Raw genomic sequence first — 23992 nt, 5'->3', positions numbered from 1 at the left:
TTAAACCAGTGCCGCGGACTTATTCCCCGACACGTTCATTCAAAGCCTGCGGATTGTACGTGATAAACATCGCGTCACCGTAACTAAAAAAGCGATATTTTTGTTCTACCGCAGCCTTGTAGGCGTTCATGGTGTTTTGATAACCCGCAAAGGCCGAAACCAGCATGATCAGGGTCGACTCCGGCAGATGGAAGTTGGTCACCAGCGCGTCGATCACCTGATATTGATAACCCGGATAGATGAAGATTTGGGTATCGTCGAAGAAAGGGGCGATCAGCGCATCTTTCGCGGCCTGGGCTGCGCTTTCCAGCGAGCGAACCGAGGTGGTGCCCACAGCTACGACGCGGTTACCGCGCGCTTTGGCCGCCATCACCGCGTCCACAACCTCCTGCGGCACCTCGGCATATTCGGAGTGCATGATGTGATCTTCGATACTGTCCACGCGCACCGGCTGGAAAGTACCCGCGCCGACGTGCAGCGTGACAAACGCCATCTCAATGCCTTTTGCGCGCAGTTTTTCCAGCAGCGGTTCATCAAAGTGCAGGCCCGCGGTCGGTGCCGCGACTGCGCCAGGCTTCTGGCTATAGACGGTCTGATAGAGCTCGCGGTCGGCCTCTTCGTCCGGCCGCTCAATGTACGGCGGCAGCGGCATGTGGCCGATGCTGTTGAGGATATCCAGTACCGGACGCTCATCGTTGAACTGCACTTCAAAGAGCGCATCGTGGCGCGCCACCATGGTGGCATTGATGCTCTCGTCATCCCCCAGCAGCAGCTCCGTACCCGGCTTCGGTGCCTTGGAAGCGCGAATATGTGCCAGAATACGTTTATCATCGAGCATTCTTTCGACCAGCACTTCAATTTTGCCGCCGCTGGCTTTACGGCCAAACAGACGGGCCGGGATCACGCGGGTGTTGTTGAACACCAGCAGGTCGCCCGGGTTGAGCTTGTCGAGCAGATCGGTGAAGGTTCCGTGCGTCAGCGCACCCGTCGGCCCATCCAGCGACAATAAGCGGCAGCTACTGCGCTCCGGCACAGGATAGTGGGCAATCAGGGACTCGGGTAAATCAAAAGAGAAATCGGCGACGCGCATGGCATATACTCGTGACTTAAAAACAGGCGGCTTAGTCTAGTGCTCACACCTCTTTGCTGCAACAACTAGCCTCGCTTCGGATAACGAATCGCATGAATTTTCTCGCTCACCTGCACCTCGCTCATCTCGCTGACAGCTCCCTTTCCGGCAACTTGCTGGCCGACTTCGTCCGCGGTAACCCCGCCGAGGCGTATCCCGCCGACGTGGTGGAAGGCATCTTCATGCACCGCCGGATTGATGTCCTCACTGACAACCTGCCCGAGGTCAAAGAGGCAAAGGAGTGGTTCCGCCCGGAGACCCGCCGCGTGGCGCCCATTACGCTGGATGTGATGTGGGATCACTTTGTCTCCCGCCACTGGGAACAGCTCTCACCCGAGATGCCGCTGCCAGCGTTCGTGCGCTATGCCCACGCCCAGGTGACGATCATTCTGCCGGACGCCCCGCCGCGCTTTGTTAATCTGAATGATTACCTGTGGTCAGAGCGCTGGCTCGAACGCTATAGCGAAATGGACTTCATCCAGCGGGTGCTCAACGGCATGGCCAGCCGACGTCCGCGTCTCGATGCCCTGCGCGACTCCTGGCAGGATCTGGATGCCCATTATGAGGCCCTGGAGCAGCGCTTCTGGCAGTTTTATCCCCGCATGATGGAACAGGCGAAACATAAGCAGCTTTAATATAAATATGATTGATAGGTAAAAGCTGGGTTAACGATTGTCAACGCCTCTTTGTCTTTAGGACAAACACTCTCTATACTGGCCCGCGTTGCGTTCTAAATAACCTTAGTATCTACAGGAGAATCATATGGTTCTGGTAACTCGTCCGGCTCCGGATTTTACAGCTGCAGCAGTTCTGGGCAACGGTGAAATCGTTGAGAACTTCAACTTCAAACAGCATACCAACGGTAAAGCCACCGTTCTGTTCTTCTGGCCAATGGACTTCACCTTCGTTTGCCCGTCTGAGCTGATCGCGTTCGACAAGCGTTACGAAGAGTTCCAGAAGCGTGGCGTAGAAGTGGTTGGCGTCTCCTTCGACTCTGAGTTTGTACACAACGCATGGCGTAATACCCCTGTCGACAACGGCGGCATCGGTCCAGTGAAATACGCGATGGTTGCGGACATCAAACGTGAGATTCAGCAGGCTTACGGTATCGAACATCCGGACGCGGGCGTTGCCCTGCGTGGCTCCTTCCTGATCGACGCGAACGGCATCGTGCGTCACCAGGTCGTGAACGATCTGCCGCTGGGTCGTAACATCGACGAAATGCTGCGTATGGTTGATGCGCTGCAGTTCCACGAAGAGCACGGTGAAGTGTGCCCGGCTCAGTGGGAAAAAGGTAAAGAAGGTATGAACGCGTCTCCAGACGGCGTTGCTAAATACCTGTCTGAGAACGTATCCAGCCTGTAATTGGCACGGTTTACGAAAAAGGCCCGCTTATGCGGGCCTTTTTTTATGCCTTACGCTGTGTCTCCCGCCAGATGCGCCAGGCCATACCTGCCAGCAAAATCACGCCCGCAATCAGCACGCCCCACACCAGCAGCGTATTCATCCTGCTCTCCCGCTCGGCCGCGGAGGTAGCGGTCAGACGCTCCTCGCCGCCTAACGCGACATTATCCTGAATGTCAGCCTGCGGCAGGTTTGCCATATCATAGGTTTTACGCAGGTCAGCAGGGATCAGCATGTCGGGCTCCACGCTGGCAGGCTTTGCCGCCCCATTGCCCCAGGCGAGCACATACGGCGCTTTCCCCTGTGCGTTGAACACCAGGTCATAGCGGTCGCGATGCCCCATGACGCTCGGCAGGTATTCTGGCAAACGCGCATTCAGCGTCGTGATTTTTACCGCCTGCACCAGGCCCCCGTTAAGCGAAACCGGTGGAGACATTTTCCCTTCCAGACGGTAAAGGATCTCTTTTTTCAGCGGGTGCCATTTGTCCTTCTCCGTACTCCGCCACGCTATCTCTACGGGTAGGACGCCGTCGCCATTCAGTGAGATAGTGACAGCACTCAGCGGCTGCGGTCGCGACCAGTGCCACTGGACTTCACTTGTCGATAACTGCTCCCCTTCCCCCTCCAGGCCGATCTCTTCCGGGGCCGCCTGCGCAGGTGCGCGAATTGCGTTTACGCCGGTCAGGGTTATCTCCTGGCTCTGCGTATTCAGCACCACCATGAGATAGCGATTCGCATCGGGAGATAAAACCATATCGGTATCGATCCGGTCGAGCTTAAGGCGATCCTGGCCGCTGACCACGTCCAGCAAGGGCATCTCTTCGCGCAGGGTATACCACTGCTTAAGATCCTCGCTGTAATAAACCGACGCCGTTCCCTGCCAGGACGTCTGGGGGGTATTCCAGAGCAGCTGCAACTGGGACAGGCTTATCTCGCCCGTAGCCTGCTCCGGCAAGGTCAGCAGATAATGTTGCCCGGCTGCGGCGGCTTTTTGCCCCTCGAGCACAATCTCTACGCCGTTTCGGGAGCGGAGCAGGATTTTATCGCTATCCTCATCCCCTCGCGCAGGTGCAAGCGGCGAGGCGTCCAGATGAAAGAAGCGAAGTGGTGTGGATTGCACTGACGCCTTGGGAGGCGTCGCGGTGACCAGGCTGAAGGGAACCGGCTCGCCTGACTGGTTAAAGACGCGGACATCATGCAGATCGGGTGACGTGCTCTGCTCATAGACGGCAAGCGGCAGCATCACCCGATACCACTGGGAAGGGACGGAGGTATCCAGTGAACGACCAAAGGCATAGTCCCGGGGCGATTCCGTTTGTACCCCGTCGCAAAACGCCGGGCCGGAAAGCACCAGCAGCGCGCTACACGCTACCGCTTTCATCCATTTCATTTTTCATCTCCTGTTTTGGGCGGCAGCGGTGAGAAATAACCTACGATCAGTACCAGGATCGCCACGCCGATAAACGCCACCGCGCGCGACAGCCCGCCTCCGCCCTCGCTATCTACCAGCATCAGTTTAACCATCACGACACCCAGCAGCACAGCGCCGCAGAGCCACTCCTGCCGGGAAGCCCGACGGGTAGCATGGATCATGACCACCAGCGCGCTCAGCATCCAGAACAGGGCAAAACAGGTCTGGACAAGCCGGGAATCCCACAGCGATGCCATATTCCAGGCCACGTCGCCATACCAGGCCAGCGCGCGCATTAGCGCACCGTTAAGCCACCAGAAGCCAAACGCCATAAGCGCGACGGCAGGCCACGGGCGGGCCTGCGAAAGCAACGCGGGGTAGTAGCGATCCACCGCGCGATAAAAGACCACCAGCCCCAGCAACGCGAACGCGGCACCTTCCTCAAGCGGGTTCACCAGCGGTAGCCAGGTCTGGCGATAGACCACGCCGTCCTGGAAATTGGTCACGACCAACAACACCAACAGCGCCACGACAACAGGGATCGGCGCCAGGCAGGTGTAAAGCGCAGGCCATTCCCGGAACGGCCACCCGCGACGCCGTACCGCCGCAGAGAGCGCCATAATCAAACCGCCACCTGCTGCCATCGCCAGTCCACTGCCCCAGGCCGCCATTCCCCACGGCAGCGACCGGGCAAACCAGTAAAGCTCGGCGGCCAGCGCCAGTAAAATCATCCAGAACAGCGACAGATGCAGCCCCATCGCGATGCGCGGCAGGAGCCTTTCACCGTCACGCCGCAGCAGCATCAGCGCGGCAGGAAGCGCAACGCACCAGGCCAGGTTTGACCAGCCGGCGGCAAAGACCTGCTGATGCCAGAGCTGATACCCCACCATCAGCAGCATCAGCGGCCACAGCAGCCATTTGCTGGCATCCAGCTCTGGCCACGCCAGATGAGCGGCAGCCTGCCGCCAGCCCCAGACCGAGACGGCCGAGAGCGCCAGCACGCCTGCCAGAACAGATAATTCCTGCTTCAGCATCAGCTGTGACGCCCCCAGCAGCGCCACTATCCAGAACAGCAGCCCGCCTGCCAGCAGTACCCAACTGACGGGCAGAACGATTTCCCGCCACAGCCAGGCCGCAGCCAGCCAGCAAAGGCTGAGGACGGCGAAGATAAGCAGCAGGCTCAGCGATGTCACACCGTTCGTTTGCGCCCACAGCGCGCTACCCAGCGCCAGCACCAGCAGCGCCGTCCCACTATAGCTCATACGTCGCTGCTGCTGTTGCACGCCCAGCCAGAGGATGCCCAGCCCCTCCAGCGCCCAGGCCATCGCCGTCCAGCGCGCCGACAGCGCCAGCGGAATAGCGAGCGTGGCAAACCCGCCGCCGATCGCCAGCGCCGCCATGACCAGCGGCCGTCCGAGGGAGGGATAGCGCCGCAGGGCGAGGAACGCCAGCGAGAGGTAAAAGGCACCGTACCCCAGCGCGCTGAGCGCCGGGCCGTAGGTCCAGTGCTGAGTCATGCCGTACTGCATTCCAAAACCAACCAGCGGCGGAGCAAACAGCAGCACGCCGTCAATAATTTGCTTCCCTTTCTCCTGCGCCCGCAGCGACAGCGCCACGCTCAGCACGCCGAATATCAGCGTATTGGCAATCAGGAACAGCTGGCAGACCCCATAGTCTTCAGGCCGGTAGTCGTTCAGTCCCCAAAGGCCGCCCACGCCGAATGTAAACAGCAGCCCGAGCAGATTCAGCTCGCGCCAGTGCTGCCAGATGCTGATAGCGAGAATGCCGATGGAAAGCAGGAGGTAGAAAGAGAAGAGCGCCACAAAGCTGCCGCCTCCGGTAGACAACAGCAGCGGCGCAAGATATCCACCGAGACTCGCCAGCATAGCGAGGCTCAGCGCCCTCTGCAGCACCGCCAGCCCGACGCTCGCCGCGCAAATGACCACCAGCAGCGCAAAGGTCAGCGTCATCGGTAACATCTGCCAGAGCCGGAAGGCGCCAAAGACGGTCAGATAGAGGATGCCTGCCGCCCCTCCCTGGAGGATCAGCGAATAGATGCGCTGTCTGTGCCGCAGTCGCCACCCGAGAGCCAGCAGAACCATGGCAAACAGCGCCGTCGCGGCCAGGCGAAGCTCAAGCGGGAACAGGGAGTGCTCTACGGTATAGCGCAGGAGGAATGAAAGACCGAGAAAGAGCAGCAGGATGCCAAGCTTCGCCAGCGGGTTCCCCTGCATAAACCAGCGCACCAGCGACGTCAGTATGCCGCCAAAGGCAGAAGGCTGTTTTGCCGCGGGCGCAGGAGCCGGAGCGGTTGCGGGTTCTGCCGCGGCAGCGGGAATATCCGGGCGCCAGAGGTCGACAGGCGCGGGCGCGTCATCAACCACCGGCTCAGCCACGACCACCGGCGCAGCGGCCTGTTCAGGCTCCGGCGCTTTCTCCGCCACGCCGCGCTGCTCAAGTGCCTCAATGCGCTGGCGAAGCCTGGCGATCTCCTGTTTCGCCGCCGTGCTTCGATTAAAGCCGATAACCGCAAGCACGGGCGCAACCACCAGCGCAAAAATCAGGAATATACAGCCAAAGATGTAAAGCTCGTCCATGTTTCCACCTTCACCGTTAACGATCCGTTAAGATTGACACAAATCGTTGCATTTACGCCATCTTAAAAGGTGGAAACCGTCCCGCCCGACATTAACTGCCGAACCAGACCGAGGCGGAGATCGCCGGTAGCGACAGTACGCCCTCCTGCGCCACCCCTTTCCCCTCTTTCAGCTGCCACTGTTTGACGTTGAGCAGCGGCGAGTCATCTATCACCACTTCGCAGGCATCGCCCCGGTTAATCGCCACCAGCACCCGCTGCTGGTTGTAGACGCGCATAAACACCACCACGTTGTCGTGGGCGTAGACCACCTGACAGCCGCCGTAGCGCAGGGCCTGGCTCTGCTTGCGCAGCTTAATCAGCCGCTGATAGAGCGCCAGTAGCGTCTGGTCCTGCTTTTCAGCCTCCCATGGGAAGGTCTTACGGCAGAAGGGGTCATTGTTGCCGTCGAGCCCCACCTCATCGCCGTAATAGATACAGGGCACCCCAGGCCAGGTAAACAGCCAGGTGACCGCCAGCGGCAGGCGGGCGACATCCTTACCGAGCAGCGACTTAAAGCGGGCGGTGTCATGGCTGTCGAGCTGGTTAAACATGCGTAGCTGCTGCTGATGGGACAGGCTGGCGCGGTAGTTATCCATCCATTTCACGCAGGTTTCAGCGTCGATGTGCTGCGGATCGTAGGAGATGTCGGTGTTGGCAAGGAAGCCCCACAGCGGGAAGGTGAAGCCGCGGTAGTTCATCGCCGAATCTTCCGCGTCGGCCTGCAACCACTGGCGAGCGTCGCCAAAATGCTCGCCAAAGACGAAGGCCTCCGGATTGGCCAGCTTCGCCGAACGGGTGATCCCGGTGACATGCTGTAGATTATGGCGCGCCCCACCCTCTTCCCCGAGCATATGCACCACATCCAGCCGCCAGCCGTCCATACTCCACGGCGCTTTCAGCCAGTGACGAACAATACTCTCCTCGCCGCCGTAGATCTCGTTCACCACCCCTGACGACTGATAATCGAGCTTCGGCAGGCTGGCATAGCCCAGCCAGTCGAGGGCGCGGCCCTCGTCGTCAAAGCTGTACCAGTCGCGGTGGGGCGAGTCCGGGTTATGGCAGGCGCCGCCGGTTCCGCGGTTGTGGCGATCAAACCAGGCGTGGGAGTCCCCGCTGTGGTTAAACACCCCGTCCAGAATCAGGCGCATCCCCTCCCGTTGGGTATTTTCCCGCAGGCGTAACAGCGCCTCGTCGCCGCCAAACCGCTCATCCACGTGGCGGTAATCTTCGGTGTCGTATTTATGCACACTGGGGGCGACAAACACCGGATTGAGATAGAGTGCCGTGACGCCGAGTTTTTTCAGCCAGGGCAGCTTTTCGCTAATGCCGTCGAGATCCCCGCCGTAAAAGGTGGAGCCCCCCGCCTGGGCGGTGACCGGTTCGTCCCACGCGCGGAAAATCGTCTCATGGCCTGCGGCATGGTGATAATACGTTTTGTCCAGCTCTGGGTTGCGCCGCTGGCTGCGGGCAAAGCGGTCCGGGAAGATCTGATAGAAGACCTGCTCCACCACCCACTGCGGCCCGGCATCCGGGTAATCAATGGCGAACTGCTCCAGCCGGGCGGGAGGAAAGCGGCTAAAGCCCTGCGGGGTGAACCACAGCTGGCGGTTATGCCAGAGCATTTTGAAGCTGTAGCGGTGCCGCGGCTGCCCTTTCGTCGTGTCAATGGTCGCCCGCCAGGCCGTCACGCCGGGCTGCGGCTGGCTGCGCTGCTTATGCATCGGCAGCGAGGTCTCTTCGTTATCGAATTCAGCGCGTAGCGTCACCCGCTCAGGCAGGTTTTCCCCTGTCAGCCACAGGGTAATGACAAGTTTGTCGTTGTTTTGTTTAACAAATGGGGCAACCGGCAGGTGCCATGCATTCAACATCTTTTATCCCCTTTCCCAGAAATGAGGCCACCTTGCCACAGGGTAGTTGATGTTCCCTCCTCATGGAGAGATTTATTGGGGGAGGAGAAAGGGGGAGGAGAAAAATGCCCGGCGTTTGCCGGGCATTTCGGTTACTGAGCTTCTGCTAACTGGCGCTCGCGGCGGCGTTTAAAGACCCACCCCACCAGCAATAGCGCTATCCACGCAAAGCCGACATACAACGAGATGCGGGTTTCCGGGTGGTAACCAATCAGGCCGATAATAAAGACCAGGAAGATCAGGCCAGCAACGGTAGTTGCCACGCCGCCCGGCACTTTAAACTTCAGCGCTTTTACCTCTTCAGGCGACAGACGGCGACGGAAGCCAATCTGCGACATCAGAATCATCATCCAGACCCAGACGGTGGCAAAGGTCGCCAGCGACGCGATCACCAGGAAGACATTCTCCGGCATGATGTAGTTGAGATAGACCGACAGCAGCAGCGCCACGGTCATCACCAGCACCGTCACCCACGGCGTGCCGCGGCTGGAGGTTTTGGCGAAGGCCTTCGGCGCACTGCCCTGCTCGGCCATACCATGCAGCATACGCCCCACGCCGAACACGTCGGCATTGATAGCGGAGAGCGATGCGGTGAGCACCACGAAGTTCAGAATACTGGCGGCGAAGGTGATCCCCAGATGCTGGAAGGTCAGCACAAACGGGCTACCGTTCGTGCCCACCTGGTTCCACGGATAGATGGACATGATCACAAACAGCGTGCCCACGTAGAAGACCAGGATACGCATCGGTACCGAATTAATGGCGCGCGGAATAGACTTCTCCGGATCTTTCGCTTCCCCAGCGGTGATACCGATAATTTCGATCCCGCCGTAGGCAAACATCACCATCTGCAGCGACATCACCATGCCTATCCAGCCGTTACTGAAGAAGCCGCCGTTACTCCACAGGTTATGGATGCCGGTTGGTTCGCCGCCGTTGCCGATACCCCAGATAATGATGCCAATACCGGCGGCAATCATGATGATGATGGTGGCCACTTTAAAGAAGGAGAACCAGAACTCCAGTTCGCCAAACACCTTCACGCTCATCAGGTTGATGGCGCAGATGATCAGCACCACGCTGAGCACCCAGATCCAGTGCGGGACCGCCGGGAACCAGACGCCCATATAGATGCCGAAGGCCGTTACGTCGGCAATGGCGACAATCAGGATTTCGAAACAGTAGGTCCAGCCGGTGATATAGCCCGCCAGTGGGCCTAAGTTGTCTTGCGCATAGCGGGAGAAGGAGCTGGCTGAGGGGTTATGAACGGACATCTCCCCCAGCGCGCGCATGATGATGTAGGCGGCAACACCGCCGATAAGATACGCCAGCAAAACGCTGGGACCGGCCATTTTGATGGCATCTGCCGAGCCATAAAAAAGACCAGTACCGATCGCAGAACCCAGCGCCATAAAGCGGATGTGGCGGGCGGTAAGGCCCCGCTTCAGTTTGTTAGAGCTTTCCATTTACGTCTTGCCATTCAACACAAAAAAAACAAAAAACCACGGGGCCATAAGCCCCGTGGTTGAACATTTATCCGTTGATTAGTGCGCGTTCGACGTTACCCGACGCCCCGCAGCACGATCCCAGATTACGGCCAGAACCAGTGCAACAACGGTAGGCATCAACCAGGCCAGGCCCTGTTCGGACAGCGGCAGACGCTGTGTCCAGGCAGGGAGCGTATCGCCAATAGCCGATGCTTTGATGCCGTCAAGGATACCAAAAAGCAGGCTAATAAACATGGCCGGGGCAATAATTCGGGAAGAATTATTCCACCAACCGCGGGTGAAGCTCAGCACCACCAGCACGATACACGGCGGGTAGATGGCCGTCAGCACCGGAATGGAGACCTGGATCAGGTGGCTCAGACCGAGGTTAGAGACCGCCATGGAGAAGATACCGAGGATGAACACCAGCGTACGGTAAGAGAGCGGCAGATACTGGGCAAAGAACTCGGCGCAGGCGCAGGTCAGGCCCACCGCCGTCACCAGACAGGCCAGGAAGATCAGGATCGCCAGCAGGAAGCTCCCCGAACCGCCGAAGGTGTTCTGAACATAGGCATGCAGGATAGCCGCGCCGTTTGCGCTCTGGTCTACCAGGGCCGCGCTGTCAGAACCCAGACGGAACAACGCCAGATAGAGCAATGTCAGGCCTACGCCCGCAATCAGACCCGCCCAGATGGTGTAGCGGGTCAGCAGACGCGCTTCGGTCACGCCGCGGGAACGGGCGGCGTTCACAATGACGATACCAAACACCATCGCGCCCAGGGTATCCATGGTCAGGTAGCCGTTCACAAAGCCGTTAGAGAACGCGGCATTTTTGTAGGCGTCCATTGCATCGCTGATCGGGCCGGCAGGCCAGATAACGGCAGCCACGGCCAGCACAATCAGGGCCACGATTTTCAGCGGCGCGAGGAAGTTACCCACGGTATCCAGCAGCTTGCCCGGATAGAGGGAGACCAGAATCACCAGAGCAAAGTAGATGAGGCTATAGATCAACAGCGGCATAGCGCCGTCGCCGGTCAGCGGAGCGATACCCACTTCAAAGGAGACGGTCGCGGTACGCGGGGTGGCAAACAGCGGGCCGACGGCCAGATAGCAGACGGTTGCCAGCAGAATACCTGCGACTTTCCCGATAGGGGTGCTCAGGCTATCCACGCCGCCGCCAACTTTCGCCAGCGCAACGACGGTCAGCACCGGCAGGCCAACCGCGGTAATTAAAAAGCCAATCGCAGCGGTCCAGACGTGTTCACCCGCCTGTAAGCCAACCATGGGAGGAAAGATGATGTTGCCAGCGCCAACGAACAGCGCAAATGTCATAAAGCCCAGCGCGATGATGTCGCGCGATTTCAATTGATGGGTCATAAAACCTTACTGCCTGTGGATGTGGTGTTGAAAACGTTGAATTTTTCGCTATCCGTTGCGGAACAAAACAGCGAAAAAAATGTGCAACCTCAGCGGGAAATGCTTCCCTACCGGCGTGGAGAAGAATAGTTTTTCGATTTACCACGCAAATACAGTCTGTCCGACGATATCAGGGTGGCAATTTAAACGCTTATAACGTTTAAAGGCAATATGGGATCTCAAAACCAGAATAATATGCCAACTCGAAAGTTAGAAGTGGGATAATAAACCATTTATAAGAAAAACTCATGGCTAATCATGCGAACAAAAAAGCAACAGGCGTATAATATTTATTCGCGCTTCGCTGAACTGCAAAGCAAACAGGCCAGCATTGGCTGGCCTGTGGCAATTTCTGATTACAGTGACGCTGTCAGGCGCTGTTACTGGCAATCAAACGTTCCGGGATCACAAAGCTAAAACGCGTACTTTTCCCCGGCGTACTGACGATATCCAGGCGGCTGTCGTGGTGATTAATGGCGTGTTTAACAATCGCCAGCCCCAGGCCACTGCCCCCCGTCTGCCGGGAGCGCGCCTTATCCACCCGGTAAAAACGCTCGGTAAGACGCGGAATATGCTCCGGGCCGATACCGGGACCATCGTCTTCCACGCTGAACTCCGCTCCCGTTGGCGCATGCTGCCAGCGCACGGTGATGTGGGTGCCGGGCGGGGTATGATTCACCGCGTTATAGACCAGGTTAGAGATGGCGCTGCGCAGCTCGTCGGTACTGCCGCGTACTTTGAGGCTGTTATCCACCTCGAAGGTAAGCTGGTGCTGCTGCTGGCTTAAGGTCTGCGCTTCGCGCTCCAGCATCCGCAGCATCATCGGCACATCGATGGTTTCATTCAGCGCCAGGGTTGGCGCCGCCTCAATGCGGGAGAGGGTCAGCAGCTGCTTCACCAGCCCTTCCATGCGCTGCGTCTGCTCGCGCATGGTATGCAGCGCTTTTTCCCGCGGCGCGCCTTCCAGCGTCTGCTCCTGCATCATCTCCAGATAGCCCTGCAATACCGTCAGCGGGGTGCGCAGCTCGTGGCTGACGTTGGCGAAGAAATTGCGCCGCGCCCCTTCAAGCTGGTGCATTTGCGTCACATCCCGCGCCACCATCAGCCACTGCTGGTCGCTGTAGGGCATCACGCGGATCTCCAGATGGCGACCGTTGTTCATGACCAGATTGTGCGGGCGGGTAAAATCGCGTTTTTTCAGATACTGGGCGAACTCCGGATAACGCAGGAGGTTGAGGATATTCTGCCCGTTATCATCCGGCCAGCGCAGGCCCAGCAACTGCTGCGCCAGTCCGTTACACCAGAACATCGCGCCCTCTTCGGTGGTCAATACCACCGCATCCGGCAGCGATTCGGCGCCGCTGCGAAAGCGTTTGATCAGGCTGCCCAGCTCGCGTCGGCGTTTTTTATTACGCATCTGCATCTGGTGCAGGCCATACAGGAGGGGTTCCCAGCTGCCGCTTCCTGGCGGCGGGGTCATACTTCTGTCAACCCATAGCCACCATGAGAGGCGGAGCAGATTCCAGAAGTGCCAGATCAGCAATCCCGTGACTGCCGCCAGCAAAAACCAGGGTAAATAACCGATTACGGCCCCGAGGATCAGGGCCGGAATACAGCAGAGTATCAGTTCAAAACAGAGCCTTTTCCATGACAGCCGTTCCAGCACGCGTCACACTCCTGTCATTGTTCAGAAACGGGTTGAGAAACGATAACCCGTGCCGCGGACGGTCTGCACCATGCGATCGTGACCGCTGGTTTCAAGTGCCTTGCGCAAACGGCGGATATGAACATCAACCGTGCGATCTTCCACATAGACGTTAGTGCCCCAGACATTGTTGAGCAACTGCTCGCGGCTATAGACGCGTTCCGGGTGGGTCATGAAAAAGTGCAACAGTTTGAATTCCGTTGGTCCCATATCGAGGGGATTTTCACCGGTCATCACGCGGTGCGAGGTAGGGTCCAGACTCAGCCCCTGCATCTCAATCACCTCTTCCACCGCCATCGGTGAAATACGGCGCATTACGGCTTTAATGCGCGCCACCAGCTCTTTCGGGGAAAACGGTTTGGTAATGTAGTCATCCGCGCCGGTCTCCAGACCGCGAACGCGATCTTCCTCTTCGCCGCGGGCCGTTAACATCATCACCGGAATATCGCGGGTTAAGGCTTCACGTTTAATATGTTTGATGAATTGCAGGCCAGAGCCGCCAGGCAGCATCCAGTCGAGCAGGATCAGATCGGGCCAGGGTTCGTTGAGCTGGTTCACCGCGCTGTCGTAATCTTCGGCCTCTATCGGTTGAAAGCCATTTTGTTCGAGCACGAAACAGACCATTTCGCGAATGGGTGCTTCATCTTCTACGACCAGAATACGTCTCGCCATACTTAGCCCTGTCTTATTAAGGTTACATGTTTGTAATACGGCGTCATTATGCGTCAGATTTATGACAGATTTATGAAAAACGCGCCCGCTCATAAAGGCAAGCCGTTGTTTTATGGCAGCCCCGATTGTAGCGGTTATCTTCCTCCCCCTGAAAGTTTATAATCCCGCTAACCATTTTTTGCCACGGATCTGTTATGCGCATACTTCACACCTCGGACTGGCACCTGGGACAAAATTTTTACAGTAAAAGCCGCGCCACCGAACATGAAGCGTTTCTCAACTGGCTGCTTGAGATGGCGCAATCGCATGACGTGGATGCCATCCTCGTGGCCGGGGATATTTTTGATACCGGCTCGCCGCCCAGCTACGCGCGCGAGCTCTATAACCGTTTCGTGGTCAATCTGCAAAAAACCGGCTGCCATCTGGTGATTGTGGCCGGCAACCATGATTCCGTCGCCACGCTGAACGAATCCCGTGAGATTCTGGCGTTTCTCAACACCACCGTGGTCGCCAGCGCCGGACATGGGCCGCAAATTCTGACCCGACGCGACGGCACCCCCGGCGCGGTACTCTGCCCGATCCCGTTTTTACGTCCCCGGGACGTGGTGCGAAGCCAGGCGGGCCTCTCCGGGCTTGAGAAACAGCAGCAGCTGTTGCAGGCCATTACCCACTATTATGCCGAGCAATATACCCAGGCCTGCGCGCTTCGCGGCGACAGCGTACTGCCGATTATCGCCACCGGGCATCTCACCACCGTCGGCGCCAGTAAAAGTGACGCGGTACGTGACATCTATATCGGTACGCTGGATGCGTTTCCCGCGCAGCACTTCCCGGCCGCTGACTATATAGCGCTGGGCCATATCCACCGGGCGCAGATGATTGGCGGTTGCGAACATATCCGCTACTGCGGCTCCCCTATTCCCCTCAGCTTTGATGAAACCGGCAAAAGCAAATGCGTTCATCTGGTGAGTTTCGACCAGGGCAAGCTCAGCAGCGTCGAATCGCTTGAGGTGCCCATTACCCAGCCGCTGGCGGTGCTGAAGGGCGATCTGGCGGCGATCACCGCCCAGCTTGAGCAGTGGCGCGGCGTGGAGCAGACGCCTCCCGTCTGGCTGGATATCGAACTCACCACCGAGGAGTACCTGCACGATATGCAGCGTAAGATCCAGCAGCTGACGGACGATCTGCCGGTAGAGGTCCTGCTGGTGCGGCGCAGTCGCGAGCAGCGCGAGAGAAGCCTTGCCAGCAACCTGCGTGAAACCCTCAGCGAGCTGCGGGTTGAGGAGGTTTTTGAGCGCCGACTCGCCCAGGAAACCCTGGATGATACCCAGCGGGCCCGGCTAAACGAGCTGTTCAGCCACACGATCCACGCCCTCAGCAATGAAGAGGATGAGGCATGAAAATTCTCAGCCTGCGCCTGAAAAACCTTAACTCGCTCAAGGGCGAATGGAAAATCGACTTTACCGCCGAACCCTTCCTCAGCAATGGCCTGTTTGCTATCACCGGCCCAACCGGCGCCGGGAAAACCACCCTGCTGGATGCCATCTGCCTGGCGCTTTACCACGAGACGCCGCGCCTGAATACGGTCTCGCAATCGCAAAACGATCTGATGACCCGCGACACCGCTGAGTGCCTCGCCGAGGTCGAGTTTGAAGTCAAAGGGGTAGCTTATCGTGCGTTCTGGAGCCAGAACCGGGCGCGCAACCAGCCGGACGGCAACCTGCAGGTGCCCCGCGTGGAGCTCGCCCAGTGCAAGGACGGGAAGATCCTCGCAGATAAAGTGAAGGACAAGCTGGAGCTGGTTGCCTCTCTGACCGGGCTGGACTATGACCGCTTTACCCGCTCGATGCTCTTATCCCAGGGGCAATTCGCCGCCTTTCTGAACGCCAAACCGAAAGAGCGCGCCGAACTGCTCGAGGAGCTGACCGGCACGGAAATCTACGGCCAGATCTCCGCCATGGTGTTTGAAAAACATAAGGCGGCACGCAGCGAGCTGGAGAAGCGCCAGGCCCAGGCGGCCGGCGTGGTGTTGCTCAGCGAAGAGCAGCTACAGCAGCTTCAGCAAGGTTTGCAGGTACTTACTGACGAAGAAGCGCAACTGCTGGCGCAGCAGCAGGGACTCCAGAAAGATTATCAGTGGCTTACCCGCCACGATGAGCTGGTGCGGGAGCAACAGCGATCGAAGGCCGCGCAGCAACAGGCGCAGCAGGCCCTGACGGACGCCACGCCGGAGCTGGAAAAACTGCATCTCGCCCAGCCTGCGGCCCTGCTGCGCCCGCACTGGGAGCGGCAGCAGGAGCAGCTTGCCCAGCTTTCGCAGACGGAACAGCAGATGCTGGATGTGAATACTCGCTTACAGTCCAGTACGGCGCTGCGTTCAGGCATTCGTAACGGGGCGCTGCGCACGCACGACAGGCTGCAAACCGAGCTGGCTGCACTCACCCAGTGGCTTACCAACCACGACCGCTTCCGCCAGTGGGGCCAGGAGATTGCAGGCTGGCGCGCCCACTTCACCCAGCTTAATCGCGATAAAACCCAGATCGCGACGCTGACCGGGCGTATCACGGCGTTACGCCAGAAGCTGGCGGGATTACCGGAGAGCGCTCTGACGCTTACCGCAGAACAGACCGCCAGCGAGATGGCACTCCAGACGCAGTCCCGCGCGGCACGCCAGCGCCTGACTACCCTGCATGCCCGCTATCAGCCTCTGCAACAGCGATCGCGGCAGACTCGCGAAAGCGTGCAAAAGGCCCAGGCCGAGCTGGCAAAACTGAACGAAACCCTGACGCTACGCCGCCAGCAGTACAAAGAGAAAAACCAGCACTATCTCGATCTCAAAACCTTATGTGAGCAGGAAGAGAAGATTAAGAAGCTGGAGAGCTACCGGGCGGAACTGGAGGCCGGAAAGCCCTGCCTGCTCTGCGGCTCTACCGAACATCCGGCCATTGCCCAATACCAGGCCCTGGCGCTCACCGGAAACCAGCGCCGCCGGGATGCGATGGAAAAGGAGGTCGCCGCACTCAAAGAGGAAGGCCTGCTGGTTCTGGGGCAGGTAAATGCGCTAAACAGCCAGCTTCAGCGCGAAACAAGCGAAGCGCAGACGCTCTTTCAGGATGAGCAAGCGCTCACTAAAGAGTGGAATGCGGTGTGTGAAACCCTCTCTGTGCAGTTGAACATTCAGGACGACATCGCCCCATGGCTGGCTAAACAGGAGCAGTACGAACAGCAGCTTTACCAGCTGAGCCAACGCCTGACCCTGCAAAGCCAGCTGAGTGAAGAGGAAGCCCAGCTTCAGCTTTACCAGCAGCAGCTTCTGGCGACGCGCACGGCTATGGCGCAAACGCTTCATGCCCTGTCGCTGGCGGCACCGGAGGACGGTACCGAGTCGGCCTGGCTTGCGGAACGGGAAAAAGAGTCGCTGGCCTGGCAGGAGCGGCAGACTCAGCACAGCGCCCTGCGGGAGCGCATCACCGCCCTGGCACCGCTGCTGGAGACCCTTCCGGCAACGGATTCCACGCAGGTGGAAAGTGCGATCCCGGATAACTGGCGCGAAATCCATACCGAGTGCGTCTCCCTGCAAAGCCAGCTCGCCACGCTGCAGCAGCAGTACACGCTGGAAAGCGAACGTTTACAACAATCGCAGGCGCAGTTTGCCGCCGCGCTGGCTGCCAGCATCTTTAGCGATCGGGAGACATTTCTGGCGGCCCTGCTGGATGGCGATACGGTTCGGCGTCTGGAGCAGTTGAAACAGACTCTGGAGAATCAGATCCAGCAGACCACGGCCCTGCTTCAGCAGGCCGGTCAACGACTGAACGAACATCTGGAACAACGTCCGGCGGGCCTGACGACGGACGCGCCGGCCCTGCAGGAACAGCTTCAGCAGCTCGGCCTGAAACTGCGGGAAAACACCACCCGCCAGGGGGAGATCCGCCAGCAGCTTAAACAGGACAGCGACAATCGCCAGCACCAGCAGGCACTGATGCAACAAATTGAGGAGGCGGCCCGCCTGGCGGATGACTGGGGTTATCTTAATGCGCTGATCGGTTCCAAAGAGGGGGATCGCTTCCGTAAGTTTGCCCAGGGCTTAACTCTCGACAACCTGGTATGGCTCGCCAACCAGCAGCTGATGCGTCTGCATGGCCGCTACCTGCTGCAACGCAAGGCCAGCGACGCGCTGGAGCTGGAGGTGATGGATACCTGGCAGGCGGATGCCGTGCGCGATACCCGCACCCTCTCCGGCGGCGAAAGTTTTCTGGTAAGCCTGGCGCTGGCGCTGGCGCTTTCCGACCTGGTGAGCCACAAAACGCAAATTGATTCGCTGTTCCTCGACGAGGGCTTCGGCACCCTGGACAGCGAAACGCTGGATACCGCCCTGGACGCGCTGGATGCGCTGAATGCCAGCGGCAAAACCATTGGGGTGATCAGCCACGTCGAGGCGATGAAGGAGCGCATCCCGGTGCAGATCAAAGTGAAGAAGATTAACGGGCTGGGGTACAGCAGGCTGGATAAGGAGTTTGCTGTTTTGTAAGCCGGGAGCGCTACGCGTCACCCGGCTTTTGCCCTGTCAGTTTGGCCACAGCCAGGCTGCGCCGCGTACGCCGCTGGAGTCGCCGTGCACCGCTTTACGGATCGGGGTTTCGCATTCGCCGCCAAACACCCACTGCTTCACCAGCTGGGGAACGGTGCTATAGAGACGGTCAACGTTGCTCATGCCGCCGCCCAGGACGATCACATCCGGGTCGAGAATGTTCACCACGTGCGCCAGCGACTTCGCCAGCCGCATTTCATAGCGGCTGAGCGCCAGCTCCGCGACGGCGTCCTGCTCTTCCACCAGACGCATGATCTCGTTGCCTTTTAGCGGATGCCCGCTCAGACGACGGTAATCGGTGGCGAAGCCGGTGCCGGAGATAAAGGTCTCGATACAGCCCTGTTTGCCGCAGTAGCACGGCACTTCAGCGCGGTACTTCAGTTCGTCTTCATCCATCCACGGCAGCGGATTGTGTCCCCACTCGCCAGCCGTGCCGTTGCCGCCAATATGGGCGCGCCCGCCAAAGGCCACGCCTGCGCCGCAGCCGGTACCGATGATCACCGCAAATACGGTCTGTGCCCCCGCCGCGGCGCCGTCGATGGCCTCTGACACCGCCAGGCAGTTGGCGTCGTTGGCCAGCCGGACTTCACGGTTCAGGCGCTGGCTTAAATCGCGGTCAAAAGGCTGGCCGTTAAGCCAGGTCGAGTTGGCGTTTTTCACCACCCCGGTATAGGGCGAAATCGACCCCGGGATCCCCATACCGACCGTGCCGGTCTGGCCGGTGGCCTTTTCGGCCATCTCCACCAGAGTAGCGATGGTTTCAATGGTCTGCCGGTAGTCGTCACGCGGGGTAGGGAGGCGATGGCGGAACAGCTGCTCCCCCTGCTCGCCAAGGGCAATGACTTCTGTTTTCGTGCCGCCGAGATCAATACCAATTCGCACAGAACGTTCCTCATTATTTTGATTATCAACAGAGTAGAAGCCTGCTACCCGATTAGCAATGCAAGCGATGCGACAATTCGCTATCATGCCCGCTGAATTAAACGACAAGACCGTGGAAATTATCATGCTGTGGTTCAAAAATTTGATGGTTTACCGTCTCAGCCGCGATATCGAACTGCGTGCAGACGAGATGGAAAAACAGTTAGACCTTTACGCATTTACCCCGTGTGGCAGCCAGGATATGGCCAAAACCGGATGGGTTCCGCCTATGGGATCACAGAGCGATGCGCTGACCCACACTACCAATGGTCAAATCATCATCTGCGCGCGTAAGGAAGAGAAGATCCTGCCGACGCCAGTGGTGAAGCAGGCGCTGGAAGCCAAAATTTTTAAGCTGGAAGCCGAACAGGGCCGTAAGCTGAAAAAAACTGAGAAAGATTCGCTGAAAGACGAAGTGCTGCACTCCCTGCTGCCGCGCGCCTTTAGCCGCTTCAGCCAGACAATGATGTGGATCGACACGGTTAACGGCCTGATTATGGTCGACTGCGCCAGCGCCAAAAAAGCAGAAGATACTCTGGCGTTACTGCGTAAAAGCCTCGGTTCGCTGCCGGTGGTGCCGCTGACGATGGAAAACCCGATCGAGCTGACCCTCACCGAGTGGGTACGGGGCAACAATGTCCCGCAGGGCTTCCAACTGCTGGACGAAGCCGAGCTGAAAGCGATCCTGGAAGATGGGGGCGTGATCCGCGCCAAGAAGCAGGAGCTGGTCAGCGATGAGATCGCCGTGCATATCGAAGCTGGCAAACTGGTGACCAAGCTGGCCCTCGACTGGCAGCAGCGCATTCAGTTCATGATGTGTGACGATGGCTCGATCAAGCGTCTGAAGTTTTCCGACGAGCTGCGCGATCAGAACGACGATATCGACCGGGACGACTATGCCCAGCGTTTTGATGCTGACTTCATTCTGATGACGGGTGAACTGGCGGCGTTGATTAAGAGCGTAGTAGAAGGATTGGGCGGCGAAGCACAGCGTTAATGCTTCATACCAGAGATCGGAGCCGGGTTAACCCGGCTCTTTTTTTTACAGATAACGACACAGATAAGAGGCAGGTTCCGCAACCTGCAGATGGAATTCGCTGTGGCCTGGCACGTTGAAAACATCGCCCGGGTTATAGACTTTCCACTCCGTTTCCCCCGGCAGTAACACTTTGAGCGAGCCGCTCACCACGGTCATCTCTTCTGGCTGCGCGGTACCGAAGGCGTACTCCCCCTCTTCCATTACGCCAACACTGGCGCGGCCAGTAATGCTGCTGGTAAAACCGATGGACTTCACTTTACCGGAAAAGTATTCATTAGTCTGAAGCATGGACTGGTCCTTATTGTCGTTGGTTGTCAACCCAATATAGGGGTGACACTCCGTACCTGTCACGCAAAATCATCAGACCAGCAATTCCGAGGCCAGCCGGGCCACCAGCACGTTTGATAACAGCACCGGCACGTCCAGGTGTTTTTGCAGTAAATCACGGTGATGTTGATGAAAACCAAGACAATCGAGCATCAGGACATCTGCGCCGCGGGCCAGCAGATCGCGCCCGGCGTCGATCAGTTTCTCTTCGCTGTCCCAGAAAGGATTGGCTACAGCAAGCAGCGGCGCCTTAACCAGGCACTGCCATTTGCGGGACTGGTTCTCCATCAGCTCAGGGATCGGCACGATCACCCCCACCTGATGGCCATCGACAATCGATCCGACCAGCGGCGGGATGATCCGCGTCGGCTCAAGCAAAATTGCATTGCGGGCGACGAGGCCAGTGATGGGCGCGGTGCTCATCAGCAGGATCACCTCATAGCCCTGGTTATCGAGCACTTCGATCACGCCTTGCAGGGCGCACGCGATCTTCGGCAACGAGACGTTTCCCAGCTCGCCGTCGCTGAGCAGGGTAGGCAGCTGCGCCTCGCCCGGTTCAGGGGCGTAGTCTTCCATGACCTCTTCCCGGCTCAGCGTACCGAGCAAACTGTGATGCGTAATTTGTTGCGCAGAAATATGCTCCGTTAAGAGCGGTAGTACTTCGCTTACCGGGACTACCCCAATCGTGAGGATCGCCAATGTTGCCTTCATCGTTCTCGCCTTTCTATACAACCACTACCGTGACACAGATACAGGCACACTTCGCTGCACAGTTCGCTGTTCAGGAAAAAGTGCTGAAAAGCGTAGCAGCAGATTCAACCGCTGGAATGTAAAGATCCACGTGCCTGACAGAATGTGTCTGTTAAACCTGAACATTACCCTCCGTTTAATGTTTACGCTTTTTGAATAGTGTGATTACGGTACGGTTTTGACCGTATTCAGATTTAATTCAGGCTTTATCGGGATCTTCGTAGCGCACTTTCGCATCCTTCGCTTCCTGCTCCGTTTCATGTTCACTGATCAGTGAATCCGGTTTCGGGTGGTCAGCACGCAGCTGATACCAGGTGACAGTCTTGCCCGTTGCGCCTTTCTCAACGGCAACAATACGGGCTTCACGCGGATAGGGAGGTCTGGTTGGCATAGTTCATCCTTTATTTTATTAGGTTGGCTGAACTATCAGTATAGACATCAGTTAGCTGGCGCATGCCAGATGAAGCGCAGCGACGATATTTTGCACCACTTGCGCAGGAGGAAGGGAGGCGTCCACCACGTGGTGAGCGGCTTCGCGATAGAGCGCATCACGCTCCGCCAGCACTGCGCTCACCTCTTCGCTGATAGGTTTGCCGGTCAGGGTTGGGCGCTGTCCCTCTTCTGGCGAGGCTTCGAGACGCCCGACCAGCACCGGCACCGGGGCACAAAGATAGATCACCCGGCCCTTTTCACGCATAAACTGACGGTTGTAAGCGGACAAAATAATGCCGCCGCCGGTGGCGATAATGCCGGAGCCTGCGGTCACCGCCTCGAGGGTCGCCGTTTCGCGGGCGCGAAAACTCTCCCACCCTTCCTGCTCAACAATCTCAGCGATGCTTTGCCCGGCATAGGTCTGTAGCCAGTGATCGGTATCGACAAATTCACTCTGACACAGACGAGCCAGTTCAAGACCGACGGTGGTTTTGCCACAGCCGCGGGGGCCAATTAAAAAAATAGGCTGGGTCATGACCAGGTGTTCCCTTTGATGCCGCGCGCATGCGGTGCGTGAAGTCGAAAAGAGTGCAATGATACCATTAAGCTAGTACACACGTTAACCGTAAAATAATTATTACATCAGGCGTGATGTTAAACTGACAGTTAAGTCAACCCAAGAGATAGCGAGGGTTATCCTGTAAAGAAAAAATTGCACTAAACGGTGCGCTCACCTTACCTGAACCCACCCGCCGTTGACAACCCCGGATTGTGGTAATAATGACCAAAACCGCTCACGCAGCGATGATTACCCCTGGCGGCGCTTCACTTCCAGCAGCCATTTGTCCAGCTCGGCGGCGAACTGCTGCCTGTCGCGCTGGGAGAGGCTGTCCGGCCCGCCGGTCTGCACGCCGCTGGCGCGCATCGTGTCCATAAAATCACGCATCGTCAGCTTTTCACGGATAGTAGCTGGCGAATAACGCTCGCCGCGCGGATTGAGCGCTGCGGCCCCTTTCTCCAGCACCTCCGCCGCCAGTGGAATATCGGCGGTGATCACCAGATCGTCCGCGCTGCACAGGCGTACAATTTCGTTATCGGCCACATCAAAGCCGGCCGGTACGCGCAAGGAACGGATAAAACGGGACGGCGGCACGCGCAGGTTCTGGTTCGCCACCAGCGTCAGCGGCATCTGTACGCGCTCGGCAGCACGAAACAGGATCTCTTTAATCACATTGGGACACGCATCGGCATCCACCCAAATCGCCATCTTCTCTCTCCGGCATATAATGCTGCGTAACAAAACCTGATAGGCTAAAGTGCCACAATCATAACAAAGTTTAAGAGGGAGACGTGATGGAGAAGAAAATCGGTTTTATCGGCTGCGGTAATATGGGCAAAGCCATTCTCGGCGGTCTGATTGCCAGCGGTCAGGTGCAGCCTGGCCAGATTTGGGTCTACACCCCATCACCGGACAAGGTCGCCGCCCTGCACGATCGGTACGGGATTAACGCCGCGCAAAGCGCCCAGGAAGTGGCCCAGGTGGCCGATATCGTCTTCGGCGCGGTGAAGCCGAACATGATGGTGAAAGTCCTGAGCGATATCACCTCCAGCCTCAATAAAGAGACGCTGGTGGTCTCTATCGCGGCAGGCATCACCCTCGATCAGCTGGCGCGCGCGCTGGGCCACGACCGTAAAATCGTCCGCGCCATGCCCAACACGCCGTCGCTGGTAAAAGCGGGCATGACCTCTATCACCCCTAACGCGCTGGTGACCCCCGAAGAGGTTGCCGATGTCGTCAATATTTTCCGCTGCTTCGGAGAGGCCGAAGTGATTGCCGAGGCGATGATCCACCCGGTGGTAGGCGTCAGCGGTTCAGCGCCCGCCTACGTGTTTATGTTTATCGAAGCGATGGCAGATGCCGCGGTGCTGGGCGGGATGCCGCGCGCGCAGGCCTATAAATTTGCGGCGCAGGCGGTAATGGGCTCCGCCAAAATGGTGCTGGAAACCGGCAAACATCCGGGCGAACTGAAAGATATGGTCTGCTCTCCGGGCGGCACAACCATTGAAGCGGTGCGGGTGCTGGAGGAGCGCGGTTTCCGGGCAGCGGTCATTGAAGCCATGAACAAGTGCATGGAAAAGTCAGAGCTGCTAAGCAAATCCTGACCG

20 protein-coding genes are annotated in these 23992 nt (G+C 58.3%); 6 read left to right on the top strand and 14 right to left on the bottom strand.

The genetic code is table 11. The features are described from left to right. Nucleotides 1–19 precede the first annotated feature (19 nt). Entirely contained in the window at nt 20–1090 is a 1071-nt protein-coding gene (gene queA / locus ACOKCT_RS15360) for a tRNA preQ1(34) S-adenosylmethionine ribosyltransferase-isomerase QueA (protein WP_156653987.1), read from the bottom strand. Between the two features lie 92 nt (nt 1091–1182). Between queA and acpH the strand changes: the two genes are divergently transcribed. Further along, entirely contained in the window at nt 1183–1764 is a 582-nt protein-coding gene (gene acpH / locus ACOKCT_RS15355; protein WP_103178453.1) for an ACP phosphodiesterase, read from the top strand. Between the two features lie 127 nt (nt 1765–1891). Continuing rightward, nucleotides 1892–2494 (top strand): peroxiredoxin, encoded by a 603-nt coding sequence (locus tag ACOKCT_RS15350; protein WP_040076949.1) that lies wholly within the window; start codon nt 1892–1894, stop codon nt 2492–2494. Between the two features lie 43 nt (nt 2495–2537). Here the strand turns inward: ACOKCT_RS15350 and ACOKCT_RS15345 are convergent, their stop codons facing one another. The 7 genes from ACOKCT_RS15345 to phoB form a co-directional block, all read right to left on the bottom strand. Next, entirely contained in the window at nt 2538–3923 is a 1386-nt protein-coding gene (locus ACOKCT_RS15345) for a DUF3999 family protein (protein ID WP_156653986.1), read from the bottom strand. Further along, on the bottom strand, nt 3920–6541 hold the full coding sequence (locus ACOKCT_RS15340) for a DUF2339 domain-containing protein (protein WP_420193635.1): 2622 nt from the start codon (nt 6539–6541) through the stop codon (nt 3920–3922). The genes ACOKCT_RS15345 and ACOKCT_RS15340 overlap by 4 nt, the downstream gene beginning before the upstream one ends. Nucleotides 6542–6632: 91 nt before the next feature. Next, the gene (malZ, locus tag ACOKCT_RS15335; RefSeq protein WP_103178449.1) at nt 6633–8450 is read right to left on the bottom strand and encodes a maltodextrin glucosidase; all 1818 of its coding nucleotides are present in this window, start codon (nt 8448–8450) and stop codon (nt 6633–6635) included. 131 nt (nt 8451–8581) lie between these two features. Then, nucleotides 8582–9955 (bottom strand): proline-specific permease ProY, encoded by a 1374-nt coding sequence (gene proY, locus ACOKCT_RS15330; protein ID WP_103178448.1) that lies wholly within the window; start codon nt 9953–9955, stop codon nt 8582–8584. A 78-nt stretch (nt 9956–10033) separates the two neighbouring features. Further along, nucleotides 10034–11353, bottom strand: a complete 1320-nt coding sequence (gene brnQ, locus ACOKCT_RS15325; protein WP_103178447.1) for a branched-chain amino acid transporter carrier protein BrnQ — start codon at nt 11351–11353, stop codon at nt 10034–10036. A 409-nt stretch (nt 11354–11762) separates the two neighbouring features. Continuing rightward, nucleotides 11763–13058: a phosphate regulon sensor histidine kinase PhoR gene (phoR, locus tag ACOKCT_RS15320; protein WP_103178446.1), complete on the bottom strand. Its 1296-nt coding sequence runs from the start codon at nt 13056–13058 to the stop codon at nt 11763–11765. Between the two features lie 21 nt (nt 13059–13079). Further along, a complete protein-coding gene (gene phoB, locus ACOKCT_RS15315; RefSeq protein WP_039031479.1) occupies nt 13080–13769 on the bottom strand; it encodes a phosphate response regulator transcription factor PhoB in 690 nt (229 codons plus the stop codon). Between the two features lie 194 nt (nt 13770–13963). Here phoB and sbcD point away from each other — a divergent pair, with 194 nt between their 5' ends. Next, the gene (sbcD, locus tag ACOKCT_RS15310; protein WP_103178445.1) at nt 13964–15169 is read left to right on the top strand and encodes an exonuclease subunit SbcD; all 1206 of its coding nucleotides are present in this window, start codon (nt 13964–13966) and stop codon (nt 15167–15169) included. Then, nucleotides 15166–18297 (top strand): exonuclease subunit SbcC, encoded by a 3132-nt coding sequence (sbcC, locus tag ACOKCT_RS15305; RefSeq protein WP_420193634.1) that lies wholly within the window; start codon nt 15166–15168, stop codon nt 18295–18297. Before sbcD ends, sbcC begins: the two co-directional genes overlap by 4 nt. 36 nt (nt 18298–18333) lie before the next feature. Here the strand turns inward: sbcC and mak are convergent, their stop codons facing one another. Then, the gene (mak, locus tag ACOKCT_RS15300) at nt 18334–19239 is read right to left on the bottom strand and encodes a fructokinase (RefSeq protein WP_168192002.1); all 906 of its coding nucleotides are present in this window, start codon (nt 19237–19239) and stop codon (nt 18334–18336) included. A 124-nt stretch (nt 19240–19363) separates the two neighbouring features. On the opposite strand from mak, the gene rdgC reads away from it, so the two are divergent. Next, nucleotides 19364–20275: a recombination-associated protein RdgC gene (gene rdgC / locus ACOKCT_RS15295; RefSeq protein ID WP_039031486.1), complete on the top strand. Its 912-nt coding sequence runs from the start codon at nt 19364–19366 to the stop codon at nt 20273–20275. A gap of 45 nt (nt 20276–20320) precedes the next feature. Here the strand turns inward: rdgC and ppnP are convergent, their stop codons facing one another. From ppnP to ACOKCT_RS15270, 5 genes are all read right to left on the bottom strand, one after another. Continuing rightward, complete coding sequence (gene ppnP, locus ACOKCT_RS15290; protein ID WP_103178442.1) at nt 20321–20605, bottom strand: pyrimidine/purine nucleoside phosphorylase; 285 nt, start codon at nt 20603–20605, stop codon at nt 20321–20323. Between the two features lie 72 nt (nt 20606–20677). After that, the gene (locus ACOKCT_RS15285; RefSeq protein WP_103178441.1) at nt 20678–21355 is read right to left on the bottom strand and encodes an AroM family protein; all 678 of its coding nucleotides are present in this window, start codon (nt 21353–21355) and stop codon (nt 20678–20680) included. Between the two features lie 238 nt (nt 21356–21593). Beyond that, entirely contained in the window at nt 21594–21785 is a 192-nt protein-coding gene (gene yaiA, locus ACOKCT_RS15280; RefSeq protein WP_103178440.1) for a protein YaiA, read from the bottom strand. 51 nt (nt 21786–21836) lie between these two features. Next, nucleotides 21837–22361: a shikimate kinase AroL gene (gene aroL, locus ACOKCT_RS15275; protein WP_420193633.1), complete on the bottom strand. Its 525-nt coding sequence runs from the start codon at nt 22359–22361 to the stop codon at nt 21837–21839. Nucleotides 22362–22634: 273 nt separating this feature from the next. After that, nucleotides 22635–23093 (bottom strand): YaiI/YqxD family protein, encoded by a 459-nt coding sequence (locus ACOKCT_RS15270; protein WP_103178438.1) that lies wholly within the window; start codon nt 23091–23093, stop codon nt 22635–22637. A gap of 86 nt (nt 23094–23179) precedes the next feature. Here ACOKCT_RS15270 and proC point away from each other — a divergent pair, with 86 nt between their 5' ends. Next, nucleotides 23180–23989: a pyrroline-5-carboxylate reductase gene (proC, locus tag ACOKCT_RS15265; protein ID WP_103178437.1), complete on the top strand. Its 810-nt coding sequence runs from the start codon at nt 23180–23182 to the stop codon at nt 23987–23989. Nucleotides 23990–23992: the final 3 nt, after the last annotated feature.

Source organism: Leclercia sp. M-A074-M, assembly GCF_965195605.1.
Classification (GTDB): Bacteria; Pseudomonadota; Gammaproteobacteria; order Enterobacterales; family Enterobacteriaceae; genus Enterobacter.
Note: the sequence above shows the minus strand (reverse complement) of the source record. Positions and strands in the feature narration are given on the sequence as shown.